31 protein-coding genes are annotated in these 25,901 nt (G+C 65.6%); 11 read left to right on the forward strand and 20 right to left on the reverse strand.

Translation table 11 applies throughout. From position 1 onward, the window contains the following. Positions 1-42: 42 nt before the first annotated feature. The 4 genes from ACQY4T_RS16820 to ACQY4T_RS16835 form a co-directional block, all read right to left on the reverse strand. Complete coding sequence (locus ACQY4T_RS16820; RefSeq protein WP_428532889.1) at positions 43-258, reverse strand: hypothetical protein; 216 nt, start codon at positions 256-258, stop codon at positions 43-45. Further along, a complete protein-coding gene (locus ACQY4T_RS16825; protein ID WP_428532892.1) occupies positions 213-506 on the reverse strand; it encodes a DUF29 family protein in 294 nt (97 codons plus the stop codon). Before ACQY4T_RS16825 ends, ACQY4T_RS16820 begins: the two co-directional genes overlap by 46 nt. Positions 507-514: 8 nt before the next feature. Next, positions 515-937 carry a DUF29 family protein gene (locus ACQY4T_RS16830; RefSeq protein ID WP_428532895.1) on the reverse strand — a complete coding sequence of 141 codons (423 nt, stop codon included), beginning with the start codon at positions 935-937 and terminating at the stop codon, positions 515-517. 220 nt (positions 938-1,157) lie between these two features. After that, positions 1,158-1,424, reverse strand: coding sequence for a DUF2312 domain-containing protein (locus ACQY4T_RS16835; RefSeq protein WP_428532898.1), 267 nt, complete (start codon positions 1,422-1,424; stop codon positions 1,158-1,160). A gap of 193 nt (positions 1,425-1,617) precedes the next feature. Between ACQY4T_RS16835 and ACQY4T_RS16840 the strand changes: the two genes are divergently transcribed. Further along, the gene (locus tag ACQY4T_RS16840; RefSeq protein WP_428532901.1) at positions 1,618-2,772 is read left to right on the forward strand and encodes an ISNCY family transposase; all 1,155 of its coding nucleotides are present in this window, start codon (positions 1,618-1,620) and stop codon (positions 2,770-2,772) included. Positions 2,773-3,028: 256 nt separating this feature from the next. On the opposite strand, the gene ACQY4T_RS16845 is transcribed toward ACQY4T_RS16840, so the two are convergent. Beyond that, the gene (locus ACQY4T_RS16845; protein WP_428532904.1) at positions 3,029-3,340 is read right to left on the reverse strand and encodes a DUF1244 domain-containing protein; all 312 of its coding nucleotides are present in this window, start codon (positions 3,338-3,340) and stop codon (positions 3,029-3,031) included. Positions 3,341-3,520: 180 nt separating this feature from the next. Between ACQY4T_RS16845 and ACQY4T_RS16850 the strand changes: the two genes are divergently transcribed. Next, entirely contained in the window at positions 3,521-4,858 is a 1,338-nt protein-coding gene (locus ACQY4T_RS16850) for a glycerate kinase type-2 family protein (protein ID WP_428532907.1), read from the forward strand. Between the two features lie 22 nt (positions 4,859-4,880). Here the strand turns inward: ACQY4T_RS16850 and ACQY4T_RS16855 are convergent, their stop codons facing one another. The 8 genes from ACQY4T_RS16855 to ACQY4T_RS16890 form a co-directional block, all read right to left on the reverse strand. After that, on the reverse strand, positions 4,881-5,540 hold the full coding sequence (locus ACQY4T_RS16855) for a glutathione S-transferase family protein (protein ID WP_428532910.1): 660 nt from the start codon (positions 5,538-5,540) through the stop codon (positions 4,881-4,883). Between the two features lie 81 nt (positions 5,541-5,621). Continuing rightward, entirely contained in the window at positions 5,622-6,806 is a 1,185-nt protein-coding gene (locus ACQY4T_RS16860; protein ID WP_428532913.1) for a CaiB/BaiF CoA transferase family protein, read from the reverse strand. Between the two features lie 55 nt (positions 6,807-6,861). Then, positions 6,862-7,593 (reverse strand): SDR family oxidoreductase, encoded by a 732-nt coding sequence (locus tag ACQY4T_RS16865; RefSeq protein ID WP_428532916.1) that lies wholly within the window; start codon positions 7,591-7,593, stop codon positions 6,862-6,864. A 70-nt stretch (positions 7,594-7,663) separates the two neighbouring features. Further along, complete coding sequence (locus ACQY4T_RS16870; protein WP_428532919.1) at positions 7,664-8,350, reverse strand: SCO family protein; 687 nt, start codon at positions 8,348-8,350, stop codon at positions 7,664-7,666. After that, a complete protein-coding gene (locus tag ACQY4T_RS16875) occupies positions 8,340-8,804 on the reverse strand; it encodes a copper chaperone PCu(A)C (RefSeq protein ID WP_428532922.1) in 465 nt (154 codons plus the stop codon). The genes ACQY4T_RS16870 and ACQY4T_RS16875 overlap by 11 nt, the downstream gene beginning before the upstream one ends. 193 nt (positions 8,805-8,997) lie before the next feature. Next, the gene (locus ACQY4T_RS16880) at positions 8,998-9,999 is read right to left on the reverse strand and encodes a cytochrome c oxidase assembly protein (RefSeq protein ID WP_428532925.1); all 1,002 of its coding nucleotides are present in this window, start codon (positions 9,997-9,999) and stop codon (positions 8,998-9,000) included. A 113-nt stretch (positions 10,000-10,112) separates the two neighbouring features. Then, the gene (locus ACQY4T_RS16885) at positions 10,113-10,928 is read right to left on the reverse strand and encodes a DUF169 domain-containing protein (RefSeq protein ID WP_428532928.1); all 816 of its coding nucleotides are present in this window, start codon (positions 10,926-10,928) and stop codon (positions 10,113-10,115) included. Between the two features lie 85 nt (positions 10,929-11,013). Then, positions 11,014-12,348, reverse strand: coding sequence for an MFS transporter (locus ACQY4T_RS16890; protein WP_428532931.1), 1,335 nt, complete (start codon positions 12,346-12,348; stop codon positions 11,014-11,016). Between the two features lie 689 nt (positions 12,349-13,037). On the opposite strand from ACQY4T_RS16890, the gene ACQY4T_RS16895 reads away from it, so the two are divergent. After that, entirely contained in the window at positions 13,038-13,295 is a 258-nt protein-coding gene (locus ACQY4T_RS16895) for a hypothetical protein (RefSeq protein WP_428532934.1), read from the forward strand. A 215-nt stretch (positions 13,296-13,510) separates the two neighbouring features. Here ACQY4T_RS16895 and ACQY4T_RS16900 read toward each other — a convergent pair whose 3' ends face one another. The 6 genes from ACQY4T_RS16900 to ACQY4T_RS16925 form a co-directional block, all read right to left on the reverse strand. Further along, the gene (locus ACQY4T_RS16900) at positions 13,511-14,146 is read right to left on the reverse strand and encodes a hypothetical protein (protein WP_428532937.1); all 636 of its coding nucleotides are present in this window, start codon (positions 14,144-14,146) and stop codon (positions 13,511-13,513) included. A gap of 51 nt (positions 14,147-14,197) precedes the next feature. Beyond that, positions 14,198-14,842: a hypothetical protein gene (locus tag ACQY4T_RS16905; protein WP_428532940.1), complete on the reverse strand. Its 645-nt coding sequence runs from the start codon at positions 14,840-14,842 to the stop codon at positions 14,198-14,200. 480 nt (positions 14,843-15,322) lie between these two features. Continuing rightward, a complete protein-coding gene (locus ACQY4T_RS16910; RefSeq protein WP_428532943.1) occupies positions 15,323-15,547 on the reverse strand; it encodes a hypothetical protein in 225 nt (74 codons plus the stop codon). A gap of 74 nt (positions 15,548-15,621) precedes the next feature. Continuing rightward, complete coding sequence (locus ACQY4T_RS16915) at positions 15,622-16,569, reverse strand: sterol desaturase family protein (protein WP_428532946.1); 948 nt, start codon at positions 16,567-16,569, stop codon at positions 15,622-15,624. Continuing rightward, positions 16,569-17,537, reverse strand: a complete 969-nt coding sequence (locus tag ACQY4T_RS16920) for a YncE family protein (protein ID WP_428532949.1) — start codon at positions 17,535-17,537, stop codon at positions 16,569-16,571. The genes ACQY4T_RS16915 and ACQY4T_RS16920 overlap by 1 nt, the downstream gene beginning before the upstream one ends. Before the next feature lie 217 nt (positions 17,538-17,754). Then, a complete protein-coding gene (locus ACQY4T_RS16925; protein ID WP_428532952.1) occupies positions 17,755-19,176 on the reverse strand; it encodes an O-antigen ligase family protein in 1,422 nt (473 codons plus the stop codon). Between the two features lie 133 nt (positions 19,177-19,309). Between ACQY4T_RS16925 and ACQY4T_RS16930 the strand changes: the two genes are divergently transcribed. From ACQY4T_RS16930 to ccmE, 7 genes are all read left to right on the forward strand, one after another. Continuing rightward, positions 19,310-20,230: an SMP-30/gluconolactonase/LRE family protein gene (locus ACQY4T_RS16930; RefSeq protein WP_428532955.1), complete on the forward strand. Its 921-nt coding sequence runs from the start codon at positions 19,310-19,312 to the stop codon at positions 20,228-20,230. 214 nt (positions 20,231-20,444) lie between these two features. Beyond that, entirely contained in the window at positions 20,445-20,768 is a 324-nt protein-coding gene (locus ACQY4T_RS16935) for a GlsB/YeaQ/YmgE family stress response membrane protein (RefSeq protein ID WP_428532958.1), read from the forward strand. Positions 20,769-20,815: 47 nt separating this feature from the next. Continuing rightward, positions 20,816-21,253, forward strand: a complete 438-nt coding sequence (locus ACQY4T_RS16940; protein WP_428532961.1) for a YidB family protein — start codon at positions 20,816-20,818, stop codon at positions 21,251-21,253. A 235-nt stretch (positions 21,254-21,488) separates the two neighbouring features. Continuing rightward, the gene (locus tag ACQY4T_RS16945; RefSeq protein WP_428532964.1) at positions 21,489-22,013 is read left to right on the forward strand and encodes an ester cyclase; all 525 of its coding nucleotides are present in this window, start codon (positions 21,489-21,491) and stop codon (positions 22,011-22,013) included. A gap of 418 nt (positions 22,014-22,431) precedes the next feature. Beyond that, positions 22,432-23,217 (forward strand): heme ABC transporter permease, encoded by a 786-nt coding sequence (locus ACQY4T_RS16950; RefSeq protein WP_428532967.1) that lies wholly within the window; start codon positions 22,432-22,434, stop codon positions 23,215-23,217. Further along, entirely contained in the window at positions 23,214-23,360 is a 147-nt protein-coding gene (locus ACQY4T_RS16955; RefSeq protein ID WP_428532970.1) for a hypothetical protein, read from the forward strand. Before ACQY4T_RS16950 ends, ACQY4T_RS16955 begins: the two co-directional genes overlap by 4 nt. After that, positions 23,357-23,851 carry a cytochrome c maturation protein CcmE gene (gene ccmE / locus ACQY4T_RS16960; protein WP_428532973.1) on the forward strand — a complete coding sequence of 165 codons (495 nt, stop codon included), beginning with the start codon at positions 23,357-23,359 and terminating at the stop codon, positions 23,849-23,851. Before ACQY4T_RS16955 ends, ccmE begins: the two co-directional genes overlap by 4 nt. Positions 23,852-23,907: 56 nt before the next feature. On the opposite strand, the gene ACQY4T_RS16965 is transcribed toward ccmE, so the two are convergent. Beyond that, a complete protein-coding gene (locus ACQY4T_RS16965; RefSeq protein ID WP_428532976.1) occupies positions 23,908-24,789 on the reverse strand; it encodes an aldo/keto reductase family oxidoreductase in 882 nt (293 codons plus the stop codon). 94 nt (positions 24,790-24,883) lie between these two features. On the opposite strand from ACQY4T_RS16965, the gene ACQY4T_RS16970 reads away from it, so the two are divergent. After that, positions 24,884-25,792: a LysR family transcriptional regulator gene (locus ACQY4T_RS16970; RefSeq protein WP_428532979.1), complete on the forward strand. Its 909-nt coding sequence runs from the start codon at positions 24,884-24,886 to the stop codon at positions 25,790-25,792. The last annotated feature ends 109 nt before the right edge of the window (positions 25,793-25,901 follow it).

Genomic DNA, 25,901 nt, shown 5'->3' on the forward strand with positions numbered 1-25,901 from the left:
CGTGGGGCGTTGGCGGTGATGGGAAATCCGCCGGCAACGCGATCACCCGCGCCGGAACGCAGTCTCGAGTTCGTCACAGCTCGCGGTCAGCAAATCATCCAAGGTGACGGGGCACGCTGCGGGCAGAATGCGAGGCTGCCTGCCGCCAGAACGGAGCGGCTCGATTTGCAGGACCGCCCGAGCATAGATCGGTTCGAGATCAATTCTTTTCCTCATCGACGGCGCAAAGCGTCGTTGTGCCTCGGTTTGAAAGGCCACGATCTCGCTGCACCAATGGCGGCTGGTGGGGAGCGAAGGCCAGCCATGAGTTTGAGCAGATGTACGAGGATTTGCCCGAGGTCGGACTGCACACCGTGCAATTCGGACAGCCCCCCGCCTTCGATCTCCTCGAAAACGTGCGCCCAGTCGATGTCATTCACTTGCTCGCCGCTGGCGGCGCGCCGTAGCAACGTTGCCTGATGCTCGGACCAGGCCAGCGCGTCGCGGTCATAGAGATCGTCGGGCATGGTTGCCTTTATAACGAGCCGAACAGTGGCATTCCAGATTGGATGGCGCTGGGCCGGCGGGAAGGCTTTGGGAGGGTATGGGGCGAGGGTCCTGGAAGTAGCCACAATGGCAAATGACGTCGGGGCGCCGTCAGCAGACGGCGAACAAGGCTTCCATATCCTCGGGGGATTTGGTCAGCAGATCGGCGAGGGTGACTGGGCAGTGTTCGGGAGCTGGCGCGGTGGGCGTGTCGAAGCTTGCCGACCTGCGTGGCCGCGAGATCATAGAGCTGCGGCAAATCGATCCTCTGACGCATCGACGGCGCGAAACGCCGACACAGGTCTGCCTGGAAAGCAACGATTTCGGCCCGCCAGGGACCCGCTGCACTGCGCTGGGGCCAGCCGTGCAATTTGAGGAGATGGACGAGAATTTGTTGCAGGAGGGACTGCATTGCGTGGAGCTCGGACAATCCCACGCCCTCGATCTCCTCGACAACGCGCGCCTAGTCGATGTCGTTGACCCGTTCTCCCCGCGCGATACGGCGGAGTAGCATGGCCTGATGTTCGGACCATGCTAACGCATCACGGTGATATAGACCGTCGGGCATTGTGCCACTGTAGCGATGATTCCGGCCGCATTCCAGCACCGAACGGTGCGGTCCCGCGCAACGCCTACATCCCGAGCGCGCGGCGGTAGATGTCGAGCATGGTTTCCTGTTCCTCGACCTCGGCGGCTTCCTGTTTGCGGATGCGGATCAGTTGACGCAGCACCTTGACGTCGAAGCCGGCGGATTTTGCCTCGGCGTAGATGTCCTTGATGTCGCTGGCTAGCGCCTTGCGCTCTTCCTCCAGGCGTTCGATTCGTTCGACCAGGCTGCGCAGGCGATCGGCTGCCACTCCGCCGGACTTGATCTCTTCCTCGCTGACCGGCTTCGCCATCGTATCGTTTGTCTCCGCTGCCACAGGGCGGGCGGGGATAGCTTCGGCAGCCAGCGGGGTCAATGCCCAAACCAGCGGCATGTTGGGAGCGCGTGATCTGTCCGTGTTTGTTAGCGCGTGAAATGTCCGGAATGTTCGCCGCCTGTTCGAGAGGTAGGACATGCGGCGACAACGGGCTTTGTGGGGTGTTTTCGTGAGCCGGTTCGAGGCCGCGCTGGAGCGCTTTCGCCATCGGCGTCTGAGCGCCGATCAGGCCGGGGACCTGCTTGGTGTATCGGGTCGGCAGTTCCGCCGTATGTGCGTCCGGTTTGACGACGAAGGCGTCGAGGGACTGCGCGACCGGCGCCTAGGGACGGCGTCGCCGCGGCGTGCTGACACCACGGAGATCGGTCGGATGTGCGCGCTGTATCGTGACCGATATCGGGATTTCTCGGTCAAGCACTTCCACGAGACAGCGCGCCGCGAGCACAACTACAAGCTCTGTTACACGGTCACCCGGCTGGCGCTGCAATCGGCTGGACTGGTGCAAAAGGCGACGCTGCGGGGCAAGCACCGCAAGAAGCGCGAGCGGCGGCCGCTGCCTGGCATGCTGCTGTTCCAGGACGGCTCGACGCATTGCTGGCTACCCGGCACCGCCGCCCAGCAGGACCTGATCGTCACCCTCGATGATGCCACCGGGCACATCACCTCGATCTTCCTGACCGAGCAAGAAGGCACCATGTCGAGCCTGCGGGGACTGGCTGAAACGATCCAGCGGCACGGGCTTTTCGGGGCGTTCTACACCGATCGCGGCTCGCATTATTTCCTGACGCCGGAGGCCAGTGGCAAAGTCGACAAACAGAACCTCACCCAGGTCGGCCGCGCCCTGGCACAGCTCGGCATCCGCCACATCCCGTCCTATTCGCCCGAAGCGCGCGGTCGCATGGAGCGGGCTTTCGGCACGCTGCAAGGTCGTCTTCCTCAGCAACTGCGGATCCGCGGGCTGGCCAGCGCCGAGGTTGCGAACGTGTATCTACGAGAGGTCTTCATGCCCGACTTCAATGCCCGCTTCGGCGTCGCGGCATCCGAGGCAGGATCCGCCTTTGTCGCCTATGTCGGCGCTCCGTTGGCGGATACGCTGTGCCTGCAAGAGGATCGCCGTGTCGGGCGGGACAACTGCGTGTCATGGCGCGGCAAAACGCTGCAGATCCCCGAGCAGACACACCGCCACCACTACGTCCGGGCGACGATCCGGGTGCATGAATACCCCGATGGCGGTCTGGCGATCTTCGATGGGCCGCGCTGCTTGGGCCGCTATGACCGCGACGCCGTAGCCATCCAACCAACCGTTCCGAGGGCCGCCGCATGACCATGCCATTCAACACTCCGGCGCAAGACACCGGTGGATTTGTGCATAACGCAAGCGCGTTACACACAACTCCACCGGCGCATCAAAAACCACCGAGATGGACATTTGATTTGTTTTATCAGGCGGACATCTTCACGCGTCACGGACATGCCCAAACCAGCGGCATCGACAGCAGGTGGCGTCGAGGCTGCGCTACAGGCGGGATATCGCGACGCTTCGGTTCGGTGGGTCCCGGATTCGGACTCCCGCGCAGGCCTCAGTGCGTGGGGTTGGTTTTGCTGAAGGTGGCTTTCTGTTGTGGCGAGGCTTCCGCCTGATACTTGGTTTGCCATTCCTTGTAGGGCATGCCGTAGACGATCTCGCGGGCGTCGGGATCGGCGATGGTGATGCCTTGGGTGGCGGCTTCCTCGCGGTACCACCGGCTGAGGCAGTTGCGGCAGAAGCCGGCGAGGTTCATCAGGTCGATATTCTGCACGTCGGTGCGTTCGCGCAGGTGGCCGACCAGGCGGCGGAAGGCGGCGGCCTCCAGTTCGGTGCGGGTCTTGGCGTCGAATTCGGGTGCGGACATAGGTGGCTCCTTGGTTGCCGACGCCAGAGATAGCGCGTTTCGGGATTGCCAGCGCCAGAGATGGCGCGTTCGGGGGGCCAGCGCCAGAGATGGCGCTTTCGGGGATTGCCAGCGTCAAACATGGCGCGTTCGGGCCGGCTTCGCCATACTGGGGCGGGCGAAAAACACAGGAAACGGCTGATGACCGAGGAAACCCGCGGGGCGCCCGAGGCGAGATTGTCCGACGCGGGAGGACCCGAAGGGGGTTGGACCGATGCTGTGGCGCGGGCGGCGTTGCGCGACCTGTTCGATACCGCGGTGGCCGCCGCCGACCCGCGCAGCGTGCTGGCGGGGCATTTGCCGGCGAAGCCGCGATCGGGGCGCTGCGTTGTCGTCGGCGGCGGCAAATCGGCTGCGGTGATGGCGGCGGCGCTGGAAAATGCGTGGCCGGACGTGGACCTGCGGGGCGTCGTGGTGACGCGATACGGTCATGCGGTGCCGACGCGGCGGATCGAGGTGATCGAGGCGTCGCACCCGGTGCCGGACCAGAACAGCGAACGCGGAGCGCGGCGGTTGCTGCGGCAGGTCGAGGGGCTGACCCGGGACGATCTGGTGATCGCGCTTATCTCGGGCGGCGCTTCGGCGTTGCTCGCGGCTCCGGTGGGTGGGCTGACGCTTGCGGACAAGCAGGCGATCAACCGAGCACTGCTGGCGTGTGGGGCGAATATTGGCGAGATGAACGCGGTGCGGAAGCATCTTTCGGCGATCAAGGGCGGACGGCTGGCCGCGGCCGCCGCGCCGGCTCGGGTGGTGACGCTGGCGATCAGCGATGTGCCGGGCGACGATCCGGCGGTGATCGGGTCGGGGCCGACGGTTGCCGATGCCAGCACGTTTGCCGAGGCGCGTGGGCTACTGGCGCGCTATGGCATCGATCCCCCGACGGCGGTCGGCGTTCGGCTGGCCGGTGATGACGACGAGACGCCGAAGCCGGGCAGCCTGACGGGGGTGGATTTTCGCATGATCGCGACGCCGATGATGGCGCTGCGGGCGATGGCGGCGAAGGCTCGCACGCTGGGGCTGACGCCGCTGATTCTGGGTGATGCGCTGCAGGGCGAGGCGGCTCAGATGGGCAGCGTGATGGCGGGGATCGCTCAGTCCGTGCGCAGTCATGGTGAGCCGTTGCGGCCGCCGGCTTTGCTGCTGTCGGGGGGTGAGACCACGGTCACGATGTCGCCGCGCGCGACCGGCAAGGGTGGGCGCAACACCACCTTCCTATTGGGACTGGCGATCGCTCTGCAGGGCGCCGCGGGGATCTGGGCGATGGCTGGGGACACCGATGGGATCGATGGCATGGACGAGATCGCCGGGGCGGTGTTGGCCCCCGATACGCTGAGCCGCGCTGTTGCCGCCGGCAGCGAGGCCCGAGCCGCGCTGGCGGCGCATGACAGCCACGGGTTTTTCGCCGCGATCGGCGACCTGATCGTCACCGGTCCGACGCTGACCAACGTCAATGATGTCAGGGCGATTCTGATTGCCTGACCGGGACTCGGTCTGGGCCGCGCTAGCGGGCGGGGGCGCCAGCATCGGCCGGTGGGTGGTTGGTGTTCAGTGCTCGGGCGTAGGCCGGGCGGCTGGTGACACGCTGGTTATAGGCCATTACCGGATCGGAGACGGGGACGCCGTAGCGAACCGCCCAGGTGAGGCAGGTTGACAGCAAGATGTCGGCGGCGCTGAAGCTGTCGCCCAGGATGTAGCGCGGATCGTCATGCAGCGCGCGCTCGACGCTGCGCATCTGCTGCTGGAAATAGTTGGCGGCCGAGGCGTTGGCGACCGGGGCGTCGCCGTAGATGTGGCCGAGGTCGCCGTGGCGTCGCATCACGTAGAGCGAGGTCGCATCCAGTTCGCTGATCACGAAGAAGCACCATTCCAGGCATCGCGCGCGGGGCTGCGGATCGATCGGGATCAGCCGGTTATCCGGCTTGGCATAGGCGTCCGACAGGTAGCTGATGATGGCGGCGCTCTCGGTCAGGATCAGTCCGTTGTCCTGAAGTAATGGTATTTTTTGCCGAGCGTTGAGGGCGGTGAATTCGGTGGTCTTGGTCTGGCCGGTGCGTGGCAGGATTGGACGCAGTTCGAAGCTCAGGCCCAGTTCGTGCAGGGCCCAATGCGCTCGGATTGTGCGGCTGGTGCCTGCTCCCCACAGGATGCGTCCGGTGGACATTTTTTCTTCCCCCGTTACTTTTGGCATTGTTTCATGCGCAGCTTTATCCGTTCATCTGAACGGGGTTTGCGCCAGGCGTTGCTACTCCACTGATTTGGCGGCGCGTGCGGTCTTCAAAGCGGCGATCTCGGTGGCGCTGTAGCCGGCCTCGGCGAGGATGGCGTCGGTGTGTTCGCCGATGCGCGGGGCGGCGCCGGCGATGCGGGCTGGAGTACGGTCGAACCGCGCGGCCGGACGGGGCTGGCGGACCGCCCCCAGCGTCGGTTGCTGCATCGTTTCGATCAGTTCGTTGTTGATCACTTGCGGGTCGGCCATCACGTCGGCTCGGCGTAGCACCGGAGCGCACGGTACCTCGGCGGCGTCGAGCCGGTCGAGCCAGTCCTGGCTGTGTCCTTGGGCGAGGATCTCGGCCACCAGGCGGATGCGTTCGGCGGCATTCAGCGATCGTGCCGCGGGCGTGCGAAAGCGCGGATCGTCGATCCATTCCGGGCGCGCGATGACGGCGCATAGGCCGCGCCATTCGGCATCGGATAGCGAACCGACGGTGATGTAGCCGTCGCGGGTCTGGAAGATGAGATCGGGTCGCGGCGCCGGTTGTGGGGCGTGCTCCCGGCCTACCACGGTGTATTGGGCCATTGCCTCGGGCCACAGGAAGCCGACCATGGTATCGAGCATCGACAACCGGATATGCTGCCCCTGCCCGTCTCGCGCGCGTGCCACCAGGGCCGCGCACACTGCCTGGGCGGCGTAGACCGCGGTGGTCTTGTCGGCGACGATGGTGCGGATCATGTGCGGCCGCCCGGTGGCCTGATCGGCCTGGACGTCGGCGAAGCCGGACAGCGACTGGATGACCGGGTCATAGACGCGCTTTTTCACGTACGGGCCGGTTTCGCCGACGCCGGAGATCGAGACGTAGATCAGCTTCGGGTTGGCCGCCCGCATTTCCGGTTCGGCCAGGCCGAGCCGCGCCATCGTTCCGGGTCTGAAATTTTGTACCAGCACATCGGCGCCGGCGATCAGGCGGCGCAGCGCGGCCAACCCGGATGGCTGCTTCAGGTCGAGCGCGATCGAGCGCTTGCCGCGGTTGGAGGAGACGAACATCGCGGTGAACTCGCCCTCGCCGGAGGTGCGCCGAGCGATGTCGCCGGAGGGCGGTTCGACCTTGATCACGTCGGCGCCCTGGTCGGCCAGGATCATGGTGCATACCGGCCCCGAAACGACCGTGGTGAGGTCGATGACCCGGATGCCGGCCAGCGGGCCGTTCATGGCTGGGTGTTCATGGCTGGGTGTTCATGGCTGAGTGTTCATTGGCGGGTCTCCGTCACCAGGTTTCCGACCACGGGCGGAGATCCATTTCGTGGGTCCATGCATCGCGCGGCTGACGGTGCAGCAGCCAGTAGTTCTCGGCGATCGAGTCCGGGTTGAGGATGCCGTCGGCGGCCTTGCGTGTTTCGTAACGATCGGGCGCGCGCTGGCGGGTGAAATCGGTGTCGATGGCGCCATCGACGACGACGTGGGCGACGTGGATGCCGGCTGGGCCGAGTTCGCGCGCCATGCTTTGCGCCAGCGCCCGCAGCGCGTGCTTGCCGCCGGCGAAGGCGGCGTAGCCCACGCCGCCGCGCACGCTGGCGGTGGCCCCGGTGAACAGGATGGTGCCGCGGCCGCGCGGCAACATGACACTGGCCGCCGCGCGTCCCGCCAGGAAGCCGGACAGCGCGCACATTTCCCAGACTTTGGTGTAGACCCGGGTGGTGGTCTCGCGGATCGGAAAGCGAACGTTGCCGCCGACGTTGAAGGATAGGACTTCGATCTGGCCGATCTGTTGTTCGATGGTTTCGAACAAGGCGGCTACGGATTCCTCGCGTCGGGCATCGCTGCCGAAGGCGTGAGCCTTGCCGCCGTCCTGCTCGATGCGTTGCACCAGCGATTCGAGCTTGTCGGCGTGGCGGCGGGTGACGCAGGCGACGTAGCCCTCACGCGCGAAGCGACGCGCGACGGCGCCTCCGGTGGCGTCGCCGGCACCGATCACCAGTGCGACCTTGGCTTGCGGCATGGGACATCTCCCCGGGTCATTTGCTAGCATGATGCAACCCGGGTCGGTGCGGACTGTCAATCCCGGATGGTTAGCTGACCAGCCGCTCCAGCCAGCCGAGGGTCGAGGGGCGTTCATGCATCAGGCGGGTCAGGTCGGCGGCGACACCTGTGGTGTCGGGGCTGGAGGAGGCCATCGAGGGCACCAGCAGCCGGGCGGCGCCTTGGCGGTCGAACACGTAGATGGCGGAGCTGTGGGTTACCTCGATTGGGTTACCGTTCGGGGTGCCCCCCGGGGCGCTACCCTGGGCCGGGGCGACCGAGTAGGCGATGCGGTAGCGGCGCGCCAGGTTGGCGAGCTGGTCGGGCGTGCCGCGCAGGCCGATGAAGTTGGGACCGAATTGACTGACGTATTGTGCCAGCACGGCGAGGCTGTCGCGGCCGGGATCGACGGTGACGAACAGGAAGCGCACCGCTCGCGCGTCGGACCCCATCCGGGAGAAAACGTCGGCGGTGTTTTGCAGCGTGAGCGGGCAGACGTCGGGACAGAAGGTATAGCCGAAGTACAGCATGACGATGTCGCCGCGGTAGTCGGCGGCGGTCACCTGCTTGCCGTCCGGTGCGCGCCGCATGTCAAAGCGCAGCGCCGGTGAACTGCCGGCGACGTCGACATCGTGCCACGCGGTGGTGTCGTCGCACTGCGACAGCGGCAGGCCGGCGGCGCCGGCGGCGAGCAAGCCCAGCACGCCACGCCGCTGGATCGGTTGGTCAGCGGCCATGCGCGCCCTCGACCGCGAAATTCGTCGTCAAGCTGCCGCCGCCTTCGAACGTCAGGGTGACCGGAACCTTGGTGCCGGGACGCAGGGTCGAGACCGGTTGCATGCACATCAGATGGTAGCCGCCCGGGGCGAACCGTAGCGAGCCGTGCGCGGGGACGGATACATGATCGACGGCGGCCATGCTGTCGGTGCCGCCGCTATTCATCGAGCGGTGCAACATCAGCGAACCGCATCCCGGCGAAGCAGCGCCGGTCAGTGTCAGCGGTTCGGCGGCATGGTTGTCGAGGTCGAAATAGCCGCCCGCCGGACGCGACGCCAGCAGCACGCGCATCCTGGCGTCACGTACCTGGGCAGCCGGTGGGGCATCAGGCGCCGGTCCGGCGCCCACCACTGCCAGCGCCGCGGCGCCGCAGAGGGCCACACTGGTGCCGTGCATCAGTGCAGCGGGATACATCTGTCTGAGTCTCACGCGCGGAAGCGCGGACGCTTCGCGGCTCGCGTTGCGCTGCGATCGGATACTGGTGTCCCGGGTCTGAAGTTCGCCATAACCGGCGAACTTCAGACCCGGGACCCTAGCGCTTTCTTTTGAGTGGCCTGCTGATCCTAGAAGGCCGCCGCATAACGCGGCGGACTTCTGGAGCAGGACGCTAGCGACCCGTCCAACTGCCCGATGAGACACGCATTCCTCCGATTTCGATATCGTTGCGGCCGGGACCACCGGCGCGATCTTCGTGCTTGCGGATGTTGTTCATGATCAGCAGGAAGGCGATGGCGCCCATCATGCCTTGCGGGATCCAGACCACCACGCCGCCGAGGTGCTGGTCGAGGATGGCGCTGATCGAGGGGAACAGCCGGCCACAGAGATCGTAGTATGAATACAGCACCGTATTGGTGAAGGTGAGGTGCGAGCCGATGATAATCTGGGGAAATTCGACCAGCAGCACGACCGCCAGGCGGCCCGGGTAGGAACAGCCGGATTCCGCCGGCGGGCGGGGATCCAGGATCATGAACCAGAACAGCAGGCCGTCGATCACCATGCTCCAGTTCATCAGGTCGTAAAGCCAGGGCGACAGCATGGCGTGGAAATGCACCGTCGGCTGCAGCCACAGCGCCACCAGGCCGGCGAACAGGATGCCGGCGATCACCGGCTGCTGGGTGAGCCGCAGCAGACGTTGTAGCCAGCGCGCCTGGAGGCGGCGCGCTGCCCAATCGGGCATGCCGCGGCGGATCGTGGCACCGGGCCAGGCCAGCGCCAGCAGGAACGGGCCGAGATGGTGCATCCCGAGGTGCTGCAGCCGGTTGAGGAAGAACATGTGCTGGGAGAAATAGACGAATCGTGACAGCAGCGCGGTGTAGATCAGCACGATGCCGGCGGCGAAGGCGATGATGCGACATAGGTTCGGCCGTTGGGGCGCATGGCTGATGTATAGACCGCGCGCATACCAAGCGGTCGGCAACGCGATGCCTAGGAACGAGACCCAGGAAAAATCGTATGGCGCCCAGGCTGGCATTTCGGTGGGGAAGTTGGCGCTGAGCCACCACAGCACGACGCCCAGCGCCATTACGCCGGCGATGCCGACCAGCCCTGATCCTGGGGCCGACCATGCATCGACGGGGGCGGCCTCCGAAGCCTGCAGCGATGTGGGCATCGGGGCAATTAGGATCGCCGGAGGCTGGGCAGCAAGTTACGAACGGCTCATTTGTTACCGCGGCCGCTGCGCGCGGCTTCGTTGGCGGGCACCGAGGCTGTTGGGCCGGCTGATCAGCTCTTGCCGGCGTAGCTTTTCGCCATGCCCTCGCCTGGTTCGGCTTGCGGGCCGAACGGCATGATGGGATAGCGCAGGCCGGCCTTGGCCAATCCCTGCAGGCCGGTGACCGCTCGCGCCAAGTCGTTGGGCGGGCAGGCCATCAGCATCTCGTCGTCGGCGACCCCGCCATAGCGGCGTTCAGCGTAGCACGGGATCGACAGGCTGACGGTCTGGTTCTTCAGGGCGTTGCCCCAGCTATCGGCACAGGCGCTTTCGCCGGTGATGCTGAAGTCGTAGCGCTGGTAGTTGCGCCATTGCAGGCCGTTGATGAACAGGATCATTTGTGCCGGATTGCCGTAGAACAGGCAGATGTCGGGCGGGCTGAGCCTGGCGGTGCGCAGCGGCGAGACGGCGAGGCCGTGATAGGTTCCGGGGGTGACGCGGGGCATCTGCGCCTGGTGGGCGGCGGCGGCGTCGCGGTTCTGGAACCACACGCCGTCCATCTTGCGGCCGGAGGTGTAGATCTCGCCCGGGGCGTCCAGCCCGATGACGCTGCTGCAACTGGAGAATGCGGGAACGTTTTCGGTGGTGATGCCGAGGGTGAAGCCGGCCATGCGCGACTGGGTCACCAACTGGCAGGTGGAGTAGGTCTTGCCTTTGGTGGGGCGGCGCAGTCCGGGCACCGCTTCCATCTCGGCGACATCGGCGAACAATTTCATGCCGATGGGGAAGGTGCGCAGGCGCAGGAGCTGGTTTAGCTGCTCGGCCAGGTCGGCGATCGCCTTGCCGTCGAGCGAGGCGGGGTCCTGGGTGGTGGGCATGTCGTTCATGGGGTGGGTCCTCCTGGCGGTTATGCTGGCACGCCGGGCCGGGGAGGCAAAGCCGACCGCATGCCATCGGGATTTCGATAGCCGGTCAGCCGAGGTCGGCGCGATGGGTCTCGGCGGCGAGGTAGACGCACAGCGCGCTGATTGCGCAGACCGCGCAGACATAGACCGCGACTGGCCACCAGGCGCCGCCCGCCCACAGCACGAGGGCGCTGGCGATCAACGGCGTCGGCGCGCCGGCGATCAGGGCGGACAACTGATAGCCGATCGAGATGCCGCTGTAGCGCACGCCGGTGCCGAACAGTTCGGAGAAGAAGGAACTCTGGATCGCGAACATCAACCCGGTGCCGACGGCGAGGGCGACGACGATGGCGAACCAGGCGGCGAGGGTCGATCCGGTCGCCAGCAGCGGGAAGTAGGCGAAGATGAACAGGCCGGAGAGGATGACCCCGGCCAGATACACCGGGCGGCGCCCGACCCTGTCGGACAGGGCACCGACCAGCGGCAGGATCGCCACCTCGACGCCGGCGGCGATGACGAAGCCGGACAACATGGTGCCGCGATCGACGTGAAGAGTCTGCGCCGCGTAGGAGATGCCGAAGACGTTGATGGTGTTGAACACCACCGCGTCGGCCAGGCGGGCGCCGGTGGCGAGGGTGATGTTGCGGGGGTGGCGGCGGAACAGCTCGAGGACCGGCATTGCCAGCTGCCTGCCGGACGCCTTGGCTTTCAGGAAGACGGGGGTCTCCTCGACGTTGAAGCGGATGTAGATTGCGGCGATGAGCAGCAGGGCGCTGAGCAGGAACGGGACCCGCCAGCCCCAGGCGGTGAAGCTTGCCGGGTCCATCCGGTCCACCATGGCGAACGCGAGGGTCGAGAGCAGCAGGCCGAGCGGGGAACCCATTTGTGGCACGCTGCCGACGAAACCGCGGCGGCCGGTTGTTGCGTGTTCCAGTGCGACCAGCGAGGCGCCGCCCCACTCGCCGCCGATGCCGAGACCCTGGAGCAGGCGTAGCACGACCAGCAGGATCGGCGCCCAGACGCCGATGCTGTCGTAGGTCGGCAGCAGGCCGATTGCGAGGGTGCCGAGTCCCATGATCAGGGCGGTCGCCAGCAGGGCGTATTTGCGCCCGACCTTGTCGCCGAGATGGCCGAACAGGATGGCGCCGATGGGGCGCGAGATGAAGCCGACCGCGAAGGTGGCGAAGGCGGCGAGGGTGCCGGCGGCGGGTGCGGCGGAGGGGAAGAACAGCCGCCCGAACACCAGCGCCGATGCGGTGCCGAACAGGAAGAAGTCGTACCATTCCATCAGCGAGCCGATGAAGCCGGCGATCATTGCTCGCCGCATGGCTGGGCCGGGTGGGGCGACCGGGTGCACTCGGGTGGGGTCCGGGTCGGCCATGACGTGTTCCCCTGATTTCATGACGTTTCCCCTGATTTATTGAGGCGTTGTGCCATACCGCTATATTCGCAACGCCTAGCCCGCATTTGTTGCGCGATCTACTGGCGGGCGCGGTATCACTCCGCATCCAGCCTCAAACTGCTGCGTCGCGGCTCTAGACCGGTCCGCGGGTGGCCGTTTGGACGCGCGTTTCCTGCCGCGGTGGCAAGTGGCGAGGCGATATGGCGGCTTGCACTGTCTGGTTCTTGCCAGCTCAGGCGGGCGCCCGTGTCGAAGGAGCGTTAAGTTTGTGTTCAGCAATCAGTGCTAACCACCGGCGGATCATGTGCGCCACCCTTCCCTTCGTCGCTTTGCGACCGATCTTTGCTCTGTGCTTGGTAGGCACGTTGGCCGCGTGCAACGGGGGGATGGTTCCAACCGCCTCATATCAACCAAACCAGCCTGACCCCTCCAGGCAGCACTGCTGGCGTGAAGAGGCATCCCCGTTGGAAACGGCGCTTCGGATGCAACTAGCGAGCTCCAACAGCAACGCAGCCGCCGTACAATTAATGGCTGAACAATCGGACGATCACCTCGTTTGCTCTAACGACTGACGTGGAGGTCGCCTTGGCCCCGACGTTCCTGCTGGCAAATGATGTGACCGCACAGCGCATTAAGCCGGTGTTTACCAATCGGCGGTAAGCACCGACGCCATGCGACGATCGATAAACATGAAGCGCGGCCTGCTACGGGTGTGGGTGCTGCTGTCACTCATCTGGATAGTGTTGTCTGCTTTTTTGGCTGGTCCTGATTGGGTCTGGGGCCCGTACCATTCCCACCCAAGCCTTGGCGATTGGCGTGGATACCTGGCGATTATCGTGCTGCCGCCGATCGGCTTGCTGCTGCTCGTCGGGGGGCTCGCGCGCGCCATGATGTGGGTGGTCCGTGGCTTTCAGGTCGGCGATGCCAGCACCAGGCGTGCCGCCTAAAGCATTGGCCCAGTGCCGGCCCAGTCGAAACGCACGCTGCCGACCCGGCCGGCGATCCGCACTGCCGATGGCAGTCAAACCGGCTTGCGACCGCGGCGGCATTGCTGGCGCACTCGCGGATAGGTTGTGGGGGCGGCGAAATGGTTTCCACCAGAGGCGGGCCACGGTTTGGGCCTGACCTGGGGGCACCCGAGGCTCCCCTGTCGATTTCAGGATCAGCGAAGTCGCTCGCGAAGCCGGGCGCAATCTCCGGCAGCGTCAGTGACAATCAGGCCCTGGCCAGGATCACAAGACACCTCGAGCAGCTTCAGCAAGTCGGCTTTCGTCAGACCGCCTTGCATCTGCAATAGAGTCAGCTGGTGGTCGATGGTGTCATCACCAGTGCATTTCGCGGGTTGGCCGGAGAAGTCCGAACAAAATGGCGCGCGGCGAAAGTTCTTCGTTGTGTGGTCGATCTCACTGCCGAGAGTGGGGGCCGCATAGGCGGTCCAGATGAATTCGAATTCCCCAACTTTACTGGGGGAGTCAACGGAAGCCTGGATGGTGGTGGCTCGCCCATCCTCGAACGCCACATTCACATCGCCCGAACCGGTCTTTTCGCCCCGGCTGTAGTTGCTTAGAAAGTGCAGGCCCTTTTCGATGTCTCGCCCGGGCGCTGCGAAAGCCTTCCGCACAGCGTCGATAGTCTGGCCGCGTAGGCTGAGCAACAACGGCTCGGTGATTTTGGCGCAGGTGATGTCGCCGCGGCTTTCGTCGCCCCAGCAGGCCGCATTGTCGGCGCGTGCTGCGGCGCCGGCGAGCAGAGCCAAGGCCGCTATGGGTATCCAGATCTTGCGTATGAGCAGTTTCATCGGCCCACTTCTATTGTTTCGGGTGCAACCGGCGGTCACAGCAGCGAGCACTCAGCTTGCAGGCACGCCGAGCAACTGTAGTGCACACGGGGTCAGGTCGGTGTGGCCATCGGGGCACAGGAGTTGTGGATTGCCGTTGGCAAGGCAAGCTGCGCAATAACTGCCACCACATTGGCCGCAGCGCGGCGCAGCCTCGAGCCGAGGGGCGACGATGGTGTGGCAGAGCGGGCAAATAACGCAGTCCGGTTCCAGCCTGAAGCCAATCGGCATGATCGTTCCCGGCCTGGGCCGCAACCAGCGCCGCCCTGCCTCGTCGACGATCTGCCCTCGGGTGATGTCGTGGATGCCCTCCTCGAACAGCACCTTTTGTGTGCCGCTGATGTTGAATTTGCCGCAGCTCGGGCAATCGTAGTCGTCCCTGTCCCCCAGCTTCGGCAGCAGTTGAGCACCGGCGATGCTGCAGTGTGGGCAGTCGATCCTGACCGGATAGTTGCGATCAGGAACCAGCTTCGCCGTGCTGACACCATCTTCAATGTCGCCGTTGTGATTCTCAAGACGGGCAAACACTCGATCGCCCTGCCCCGGAATGTCGCCGGTCAACGCCGCGATCCGCCACGTCGTGCCGCGCCATTGCGGCAGAGCCGACGCCAGGAGCTGGGGATTATAGCGAACGCGGTCACCGACGGCGAAGCTCATGGCCAGGATCCTTCCAGACGCCCGCGCCGCATACCCTGTGACCACGTAACGACACAACAGCAAAATGAACCGGGAACCGCATAGGCATTCCCCGCCCTCCCCTTCACGGCCTTTTTGCTTGGTCACCGCCCTGTCAATCCCGATGCCAGGCGAGGATGCGCGAGCTCTTGGGTCTTCAGCACCCGGCGGCCTCTATGGATCGCGACGAGCGGGGAGGACGGGCGTCGTCACGTTCGCCCGCTACGCCATGACACATACGCGTCGCAACCGCCCAATCCATCTGAGCGAAGTGAGCTTCGCAGGTGAAAATTGATAAGTCGTTGCGGCTGCCGGTATTATGAATCGCCTGCTGATGGGCAGATGCTCTTGGCGGCTCGGCTACAGCCCGTCGGCCGACGGGGGACCACGGGCCGACCAGTTGTCAGCTCGGCTGGGGATCGTCTGCTGGCACGGCGCGCGGCGAAGGCGAACCCGGGCGGGTCAGGCGGGCACGATGTCGAGGCGTCGTTCGATGCGGTCGAGCCGGGTCTCGATGCGGTCGATTCGTTCCGACTGGGCGGCGAAGTCGCCGTGCAGCAACGCCACTTTGGTCTCCAGCGAGGTGACGCGCCGGCTCAAGTCGGCCTGGCCGGCTGCCAGGCGATCGATCTTTTCGTCGATGCGGCGCAGATACACCAGGATGAGATTGTCGGGTTCGTCGCTCATTCCAAATTTCCGTGACCTTTACTTACTTTAGCACGCGAAGACACTGATAACAAATCAAACCGGAGCGGGTCCGGTCACATCCCGTGGCGCGCCGGCGAGCGCGCGACTACCCGGAGGAAACGCCGCAGACCGGCCAGTTGCTGTTGCGCGTAGCTGCCGGTGGCCAGCGCTTCCTCGCCCGATGGATCGCCGGTGCGGACGTAGTCGCGGGCGAAATCAGCGGTGCCGAACAGCATGTCCCACCAGGGCAGCACGGCGCCGTAGTTGCAGCTCCGCTGGCCGGCGGCGAGCACGCCGTGATGGGCGCGGTGGAACCTGGGCGAGACCAGGATGCGGTCCCCCAGCCAGCCGAACGACACACGGGCGTTGGCGTGGGAGAGCGATTCGAGGAAGCGCAGCAGCAGCACCAGCAGGGGAAACTGCAGCGGGGGCACTCCGATCAGCAGCGCGATGGCGCCGAACCAGACGAAGGCGATGAGGTCGTCGAGCAGGTGGTTGCGGTCATCGGACCAGAACGTCATCTGGCGCTGGGCATGGTGCAGCGAGTGCAGCGCCCACCACCAGCGCACCTGGTGCGACAGCCGGTGGCGCCAGTAGTCGGCGAAGTCCAGGATGATGGCGTAGAGCACGAAGGTCAGTGCTTGTTGGCCGAGCAGGAAGGGGAACACGCCCTCCAGGGTTGGGGGCACCAGGCCGCGATCGGCCATCCAGCCGCTGACCGATACCTGGATCCGGTAGAACAGCACGTAGGTCACCAGGGGCAGCACGCCGACGCGGGACAGCACGGTGTAGGCGGCATCGACCCAGACCGCGCGGTTGTCTGGCCAGCGCTCGACCGGGCGCCAGCGCTCGAGTGGCAGGCAGACGGCGAAGGTCACCGCGACCTGCGCGATGCCGTAGAGGGCGAACAGTGCCCAGCCGTAGGACACGTCCTCCCAGTTCATCAGGCCGAACTGGTAGAGTAACGGGACCAGCACGTGCTCTTCCAGCCAGCCGGCGCCGAGGTCGAAGGGATCACCCATCAGCGGCGGGACAGCACCGTGGGGGACGGCGCCCGCGGATTGAGGAAAATACCGTGCGGCGAGCGGCCGACCTCGATGGTGCGGTAGGAACCGGTCTCGGGGTCGAGCACCGCGACCTTCTCGGCCCAGCGCCGGGTGATCCAGATCTTGCCGCCGGGGGCGAAATCCATGTCATCGGGGCCGCCGGGGATGGCGTAGCTGCGGATCGGCGTCAGCGTTGCCGCGTCCAGCGACTCGGTTGTTCCGCCGGCTCGATTGTTGACCCAGAGGATGGTGTGGTCGGGCGAGAGGAAAAGTTGGTGCGCGCCGCGGCCGGTGGCGATGTGGCGTTCGACGTGGCCGGTCGCCGGATCGACCACGGCGATGTAGTCGGTGCCCATGTCGGCCACCAGGACCTTGCCGTTCAGCCACAGCACGCCGGCCGGGGTGCGGCCGACGGGGGTTATCCAGCGCTGGGTCATGGTGCGCAGATCGAACGCGGCCAGCTTGTCGCTGTCCTGCAGGCTGACGAACACGGTGGCGGAATCCGGTGAATAGGCCAGATGGCTGGGCGTTGCCACCACCGGGAAGCGCTTGAGCAGCTTCATGCTGGCGGCGTCGTAGATATCGACCTGGTTGCGGGCCAGGCCGTTGACGGTGAGGAACTTGCCGTCGGGGCTGAAGCCCAACTGGTAGGGATCGGGGATCGGTAGGCGTTTTTGCACCTGGCCGGTGTTGGGATCGAGGAACATGATCTGGTTGCCGGCGGTATCGCCGACCAGCAGGCTGGCGCCGTCAGGGCTGAGCGCCAGGTGGTGGGGCTCGCGCAACGCCGGGATGCGGCGGACCTCTTTTTGGGTTGCCATGTCGATCACGCTGATCGATGCGCCGGCCGAATTCAGCACGAAGGCGATGCCGCCGGCCGAAGCGGCCGCCGAGCCGGACACCGTTGCAAACACTAGGGATAACAGAAGCAGAACGCGTCGCATGGCCACCGATGCTCCGGCTGAGAAGAGCGCATTCTAATTAGGTGCCCGTCGAGGGTCACCGCGCTCTCGCTTTTTGTCTGAGCGAGCAAATTTGTTGCTCAGGCGGCGTTCCCTACGCCACCAAGCTGGAATCGGGCAAGGCTATTCGCCTGGGTGAGCGTGTCGCCTCCGGCGCTCGGCGAAGTCTGGGACGGGCGAAGCCTAGGATGGGCGAAGCCTAGGATGGGCGAAATCTGGGACGGGCGAAGTTTGGGACGGGCGAAGTTTGGGAAGGGCGAAGGATGGGACGGGCGAAGTTTGGGACGGGCGAAGGATGCGACGGGCGAAGACTGGGACGGGCGAAGACTGCCGCGGTGAAGGCGAACATGACGCAGGCCGGGGTTGAGATCAGCACGTTGTCGGTAGCGGCGTGGCCGGCGTAGGCCAGGAATGCCAGCCGCATGATGCGCCGATCCGCGGCCGGCAGGTCGCGGCTGCGGACGAACACCCAAGCGGCGAACAGGGCGATCAACAGGGCGCGTCCGAGCAGACCGCCCTCGACGCCGATGCGCAGGTACTCGTTGTGGGCGGCCCAGGTGTGCATTTGCTGGACGATCGCGCTGTCGGGCGGGATCACCACGTTGCCGGCGCCGACGCCCCAGCCGAACCAAAGGGATCGGGCGGCGGCGGCCTCGAACTCCGGCCACAGCAGATCGCGTCCGCTGAGGTTGCCGGCCTCGTTGGCCATCACGTTGAACAGGCGTACTTCAGAGAACGCGCCGGCGAACAGCACCAGCATGGGCAGTAGCGCGAGCACCGAGAGCACCAGCAGGATGCGGTCGCGGGCGGCGAATTGGCGGGAGCGGATCGACAGCAGGCTGATGCCGCAGACCGCGATGGCGTAGAACAGCGGGGCGCGGGCGCCGGTCAGCAGCAGGATCAGGCCATTGGCGATCAGCAAGCCGAGATCGCCGCGGCGGCCTTCGCGGTAGAGCTGGATCAGGCAGGCGTAGATCGCCGGCAGGCAGACATTGGCGAGGAAGGCGGGATGACCGAGGCCGGCGAGACGGGCGCCTCCGCTGTCGACGAACAGCGGGCGCAGGCCGACGGCGGCCAGCGGCAGGCAGGCCGCGACTGCCACCACCGGGCACCATTTGGCGGCGCGGATGATGGCCTCGGCCCAGTGCGGCGGCAGGCGCGCGAAGCAGAACACGAATGGGGCGATCGAGCCGATCGCGGAGCGCAGGCTCTCGGTGGCGGTCAGGCCGGGATAGAGGCCGTGCGCGAGGCCGGTCAGCAGCATGGCCACGAAGCCCCAGGCCGGGCACAGCAGGTCGAGCTTGGGGCCGAAGCGCAGCACGCAGAGGCATCCGAGGCCGATGCCGATGGCCTTGATCACTGCGATCACCGGCTGGTAGGCGGCGTCGCCGACCCAGTCGGCGAATGCCATCTCCAGGCTCATGCCGGTGACCAGCAGCCAGAGCACGCAGGACTGGGTGGGGAAGCGGAAGGCGAGGAACCCCAGGCAGGCGAGCACGGTGGCGGCCAACAGCATTTCGAACAGCGCCGGGGCGAGCAGGCCACAGGCCAGCGCCGCGGTCAGCAATGCGGCGGCGGCGGTCAGGATGGACACGTCGGGATGGTCAGCAATCGCGCGCATGCTACGCCTGTATGCACGGCAAACATGAACAAATGGTTGACGCGTGGCCGGGCTGGCGGTTCCGGTGCACCGGCAACCGCGCTATGCTGGGGGTAACAATCCACGCTGTCACTAACAGTTGGAGGAAACCGCGATGACCGAGATACGGGTGATTGCCAGCGGCCTGCGCTTCCCGGAGGGGCCGGTCGCGATGGCCGACGGGTCGATCGTGCTGGTGGAGATTGAGCGCCAGACCGTGACGCGGGTGCCGCCAGACGGCCGCACCGAGGTTTTGGCCGCTGTCGGCGGCGGTCCGAACGGTCTGGCGATCGGGCCCGACGGCGCTTTCTATGTCTGCAACAACGGTGGCTTCCAATGGCGCACCGAGATGAACATGCTGCGCCCGGGCGGGCCGGCGTCGGACTACACCGGCGGCCGGATCGAGCGGATCGATCCGCGCTCCGGCGCGGTCAGCGTGCTGTACGATCATTGTGGGCCGCATCGGTTGCTGGGGCCGAACGACATCGTGTTCGACGATGCCGGCGGGTTCTACTTCACCGACCTGGGCAAGGCGCGGGCGCGGGAGCGCGACTGGGGCGGGGTTTACTACGCGCTGGCCGACGGATCGCGCATTGTCGAGGTGGTGCATCCGATCCTGACCCCGAACGGGATCGGGCTGTCGCCGGACGGTAAGACCTTATACGTCGCCGAGACCGAGACCGCTCGGCTTTGGGCGTTTGATGTGCTGGCTCCTGGCGTGCTGGCGAAGGCGCCGTTTCCGTCGCCGCATGGCGGTCGGCTGATGGTCGGGCTGGGCGGTTTTCAGCGCTTCGACAGCCTGGCGGTCGATGCCGCGGGCAATGTCTGCGTGGCGACGCTGGTGAACGGGTCGGTCAACGTGGTGGCGCCCGGCGGTGGGCTGCGGCGGCAAATTCCGATGCCCGACATGTTCTGCACCAATATCTGCTTCGGCGGCGAGGATTTGCGCACCGCCTACATGACGCTTTCCGGAACCGGGCAATTGGTGGCGATGCCGTGGGATGGTCCTGGGCTGCGGCTGGCGCATCAAGGGTGACGATTGGGGGTGACGATGGTTCGGGGAAGACGGTTGGCGCGGCAGGAATGATGAGTAGTACGCAATAAAATCGTGTGGAGTCGCGGTCTGGTCTTGTAAATTAAACGTGACAGTCAGGTAATCGTGGGACATTCGGCATCGCCACGCCCGGCCCCGCCTGCTAGTCTTGTACAAACGGCGCGTGTTGTCGTTTCATCGCCGAGGAGGTAGCGCTTTGCTGGGATTCATCTGGGCGATCATTGTTGGATTCGTTGCCGGTACAGCGGCCAAATTCATCATGCCCGGACGCGATCCCGGCGGGTTCATCGTCACCATCCTGCTTGGCATCGCCGGGTCCGTGGTGGCGACCTGGCTCGGCCGCACGCTGGGCTGGTACCACGGCAACCAGAGTGCGCGGTTCATCGGGTCGATCGTCGGCGCGGTGATCATCCTGGCGATCTATCGGATGTTCGTGCGCAATCGTGCGAACTACGGCTCTTCGGGCGGCCCGGGTGGGCTAGGCGGACCCGGTGGGCCAGGGGGACCGTCGATCACCTGAAACCTGAGGCGGGCACCTGACGACGACGGTGTTTTAAGGAGATCAACATGAGCGGAATTCTCGGCCAGATGCTGCAAGGCGTGATGGGGGGCGGGCAGCCCGGGCAGGCCTCGCCGATCAGCGCCATTCTGCAGCAGGTGCTGTCGATGAAGGATGGCGACAACCAGGGCGTCGCGGCGGTGATCTCCAAGTTCCAGAATGCCGGGCTTGGACAGGCGGCGCAGTCCTGGGTGGGCACCGGCAGCAACGCCTCGGTGTCCGGCGATCAGGTCGGACAGGTGTTCTCTGCCGACCAGATCCAGTCCTGGGCCAGCCAGGCCGGCACCACGCCGGATGCGATGCGCGATGTGCTGGCCCAGGCCGTGCCACACATGGTGGATCATCTGACCCCCGGCGGGCAGGTTCCGGCACAGACGCAGAGCGCCGATCTGTCCGGGCTGTTGGGCCGGCTGATGGGTGGATTCGGGGGCGCCCGGTCAGCCTGACACTCGGTCAGCCTGGCTCTGCGGCGATTTGGTGAGTGCCATGGACGCAGTTTGCGCCGGCGTGGACAACCGGGTCGGGATGACGATGTCCTGGTTGCGAGGCGGCATCGACGTGGCGGGGAGCCTGGCGGGCGACATGGGCCTTTTTTTCGTTGACCGGTGGGTTATCGCATGATTCCGGCGCTGAACGTTCCGCCCGACGCGATCATTCGCCAGCGGTGAATCCTGGAGGTCGATGTTGGCCGATCATGATCTGGTGACGCTGTGGGATGCGCACTGTCGCTACGAATTCGAAACGCGCGATGTCGATGCCACGATGGCGACGATGGTTGACCAACCGTATGTCAACCACGTCCCGACGGCGACTGGCGGCGTCGGTTACCAGGCTCTGAAGTCGTTCTACGCGAACCATTTCATTGGCGCCAACCCGCCAGATTTCGCCATGCAGCCGGTCAGCCGAACGGTCGGGGCCAGCAGCGTGGTCGACGAATTCGTGCTGCGGTTCACCCACACCACCGAGATCGACTGGATGCTGCCTGGTGTCGCTCCGACCGGAAAGCCGGTCGAAATCCCGATGATCGCCGTGGTGCAGTTCGAGGGCGACAAACTGGTGCATGAGCACATCTACTGGGACCAGGCGTCGGTGCTGGTGCAGGTGGGGTTGCTGAACGCTGCCGGCCTGCCGGTGACCGGCGTCGAACAGGCGCGCAAGGTGCTCGACAAGACGCTGCCGAGCAACCTGCTGATGGCAAGAACGTAACAGTAAAGTCACGAACCCGACGCGCAGCCGAACGACTGTCGCGGGCGATCCCGGTGGTGGCGAAGCGGCGCGCTAAAGTTGCCGGGACGATATCGGGCGAATCCCAGTCTCGTGAGGTTGGAGCACTTCATGATGACCGTAGACGGTCACCGCGCATTTTAGGGTGACCTTAAACGGTCATGGGGCGTTTCGGGGTGACCGCGCATCGGTGCCGTTGGTTTAGGGCTGACCGTCTCGGGGCCGGCGAACACGGCGCTGGAACCGTCGAATTTCGCCGCTGGCGCCGATTGACCGCCGAGTGTTGCCTTGTGGTTTCGACGGACGGTCCATAGTTGACGACAGGTCCTGGAGTCCTTAACACGACATCGGTTTTGTGCAGGGTGTTTCCCTATAAGGATCAATCCGGTAAGGGATTTTTGTGGACGCTCGGACAGCCGCCGTATCGACCCGATCAAAGAGACCTCGGCGTCATTTCGCCAACCCGGGGCAGTTCCTGCGATTGTCGGGCAAGGTGCTTCCGTGGCTGCTGTGGCCCGGCGGTTTACTGACGATCGTCGGAATCGTCTGGGGGGCATTTTTCGCGCCGGATGATTGGCAGCAGGGCGACATGGTCCGGATCATGTATGTGCACGTGCCTTTCGCCTGGCTGGCATCCGCCGGCTATTTCTCTCTCGCGGTGTGCAGTTTCGTCTCGCTGGTCTGGCGGCATCCGCTGGCCGACCTTGCGGCGGTGGAAATCGGTCCGGTCGGGGCCGGGTTCACGGCGGTCTGCCTGGCAACCGGCAGTCTTTGGGGCAAGCCGGAATGGGGCGCGTGGTGGGTATGGGACGCGCGTCTGACGTCGGTGTTCATTCTGTTTTTGCTCTATCTCGGTCATATCGCGCTGGTGCGGGCGTTTGACGATCCTGCCCGTGGCTACCGAGCCGGATCGATTTTGGCGGTTGTCGGTGTGATCAACCTTCCGATCATCAAATTCAGCGTCGATTGGTGGAACACGCTGCACCAGCCGGCCTCGATCGGCTTGACCGGGGCTCCGACGATCGCTTCCAGCATGTTGTGGCCGCTGTTTTTTTCGGCGCTCGGGTTCACGCTGTTGTTTTCGGGAATAGTCGTTGCCCGAACGCGGGCAGCGATCATGGAGCGGCGGATCCGATCACTGCTGAACGCCCAGGTGTCATCGGTGGGCGAAGAGAGGCTATCGTGACGCATTTTGGCTATATCGCGGCCGCCTACGCCATAGCGATTGGTGTCGTGGTGTTCTTCCTGCTCGAGGTCGCGTTCCGCGTCCGTTCGGACCGCCGCCGGCTCGAAGCAATCGGTGCATCCCGGGATCGGAGCTATCAGTGACCCGCAAACGGCGTCGGCTGCTGACGGTCATGGTATGCGGCATAGGGCTGGCCGGCACCACGGCGCTGATATTGTCGGCGTTCAGCGACAACCTCGTGTTCTTTGTTTCTCCCTCCGATCTGGCAAAGTCCGAGCAGGTTGGGCATTCGCTGCGGTTGGGTGGTCTGGTCGAGCGTGGGACGGTGCGGAAGTCCGCGGACGGCGGGGCACTGGTGCGCTTCAGGGTTACCGACGGCAGCAGCAGCGTTCCGGTTGTCTTCAAGGGTATTCTTCCGGACCTGTTCCGGGAGGGCCAGGGGGTTGTGGTACTCGGAGCCGAACAGCCGGGTGGCGTGTTTCGTGCCTCGGAAGTGTTGGCCAAACATGACGAGAACTACATGCCCAAGAGCGTGGCGGACGCGCTGAAAAAGTCCGGCCGGTGGAATCCGGCTGCTGGGCCGCCACCGCCCGCCTCCACCTGGAGCCAGCTCGCGGAGAAGCCGCCAGGGTGAAGCGGGCTTTCCAACCAGGCGGCGCCGTTGGACGCCGCCTGGGGCAGACAAGCTTTTCAGACCTGGGCGGCTGTCGTGCCGATCTTATCGAGTACGGCGATGGTGTCGGGCGGCAACTCGAGTTCGGCCGCGGCCAGGTTCTCGCGCAGGTGCGCAACGGACGAGGTGCCCGGGATCAGCAGGACGTTCGGCGCTCGGCGCAGCAGCCAGGCCAGGGCGACCTGCATCGGGGTGGCGCCAAGCGTGGCGGCAACATCGGACAGGGCGCCGGACTGTAGCGGGGTGAAGCCGCCGAGCGGAAAGAACGGCACGTAGGCGATGCCGGCGGCGGCGAGTTGGTCGATCAGCGCGTCGTCTTGGCGATGCGCGAGATTGTACTCGTTCTGCACGCATACGATCTCGGCGATGCCGCGTGCCTCGGCGATCTGTCGGGCGGTTACGTTGCTCAGGCCGATATGGCGCACCAGCCCTTGGCGCTGGAGTTCGGCGAGCGCGGTCATCGGCGCCTCAATCGAGCCTTCAGCCGGGCCGTGGCGGTCGAACATGATGCGCAGATTGACCACATCGAGCGCATCGAGGCCCAGATTGCGCAGGTTGTCCTGCACCGCCTGCTTCAGGTCCGCGGGGGAAAAGGCCGGATTCCACGAGCCGTCTTCGCCGCGTTTCGCACCGATCTTGGTCACCAGGACCAAGCCGCCCGGGTAGGGGTGCAGCGCCTCGCGGATGATCTGGTTGGTGATGTGCGGGCCGTAGAAGTCGCTGGTATCGATGTGATCGACACCGTTGGCGATCGCCTCGCGCAGCACCGCGAGGGCGCCGGCGTGGTCCTTCGGTGGTCCGAACACGCCGGGGCCGGCCAACTGCATCGCACCGTAGCCCAGCCGTTTCACGGCACGATCGCCGAGCTTGAAGGTTCCGGCTTTGGTGATGTCGGTCATTGGTGGTCTCCTTTGCTTGCACCGCACATGTAGACAGGCTGGAGCTGCGCGATAACAGAGGTAAATCGGCACAGCCTGTTCGGAGCGGCGCACAATGGCGGTGGATCTCGGCGACCTCAACGCGTTCCTCGCGGTTGCCCGCGAGGGCGGGTTCCGCAGTGGGGCGCGCGTCAGCGGCCGCGGCGCCTCTAGCCTGAGCGAGGCGATACGCCGGCTGGAAGCCGGGATCGGGGTCAGGCTGCTGAACCGCACCACCCGCAGCGTGGCGCCGACCGAGGCGGGGGCTCGGCTGCTTGAGCGGCTTGGGCCGGCATTGGATGAAGTCGACGCGGCGCTGGACGTCGTGAACAGCTTTCGCGACCGCCCGGCCGGGACGCTGCGACTGAACGTGCCGGTGGCCGCGGCGCGGCTGGTGTTGCCGGCGATCGTGCCGGGGTTTCTCAGCGCCTATCCCGATATCACCCTCGATATCGTGGCCGAGGACGGGTTTGTCGATGTCCTGACGGCGGGCTGCGATGCCGGCATCCGCTATGACGAGCGGCTGGAGCAGGACATGATTGCGGTGCCGATCGGGCCCCGCGTGCAGCGCTTCGCGACGGCGGCGTCGGCGGCCTATCTGGACCGGCGCGGACGCCCCAGCCATCCGCGTGAGTTGCTGGATCACGCCTGCCTGCGCGGGCGGTTCTCCAGCGGGGCGATGACGGTTTGGGAGTTCGAACGCGATGGCGAGATCATCCGGGTGGACCCGAGCGGTCCGCTGATCGTGCGGGTTGGCGCGGCGACGGACCTTGCGGTGCAGGCGGCGGTCGACGGCACCGGCATCATCCAGTTGTTCGAGGGCTGGCTGCGTCCGTATCTGGACGACGGCAGGCTGGAGCCGGTGCTGCGGCCCTGGTGGCAGGAATTCCCGGGTCCGTTTTTGTACTATCCGGGTCGCCGCCATCTTCCCGCGCCGCTGCGGGCGTTGGTGGATTTCATCGGCGACAAAGGGTCGCGGCGTTGATGCCGACGGTGTCTCGCGGCTGCCGTTGAACGAGTGCCCCGAGGCTTCTGGGCTGGCACTCGCCGGCGTCGTGGCGTGGCGACAGGCCATGATATTGCTGGCGTTCTTC

Origin of the sequence: Rhodopila sp. (assembly GCF_965277825.1) — a bacterium.
Taxonomy (GTDB): Bacteria; Pseudomonadota; Alphaproteobacteria; order Acetobacterales; family Acetobacteraceae; genus Rhodopila.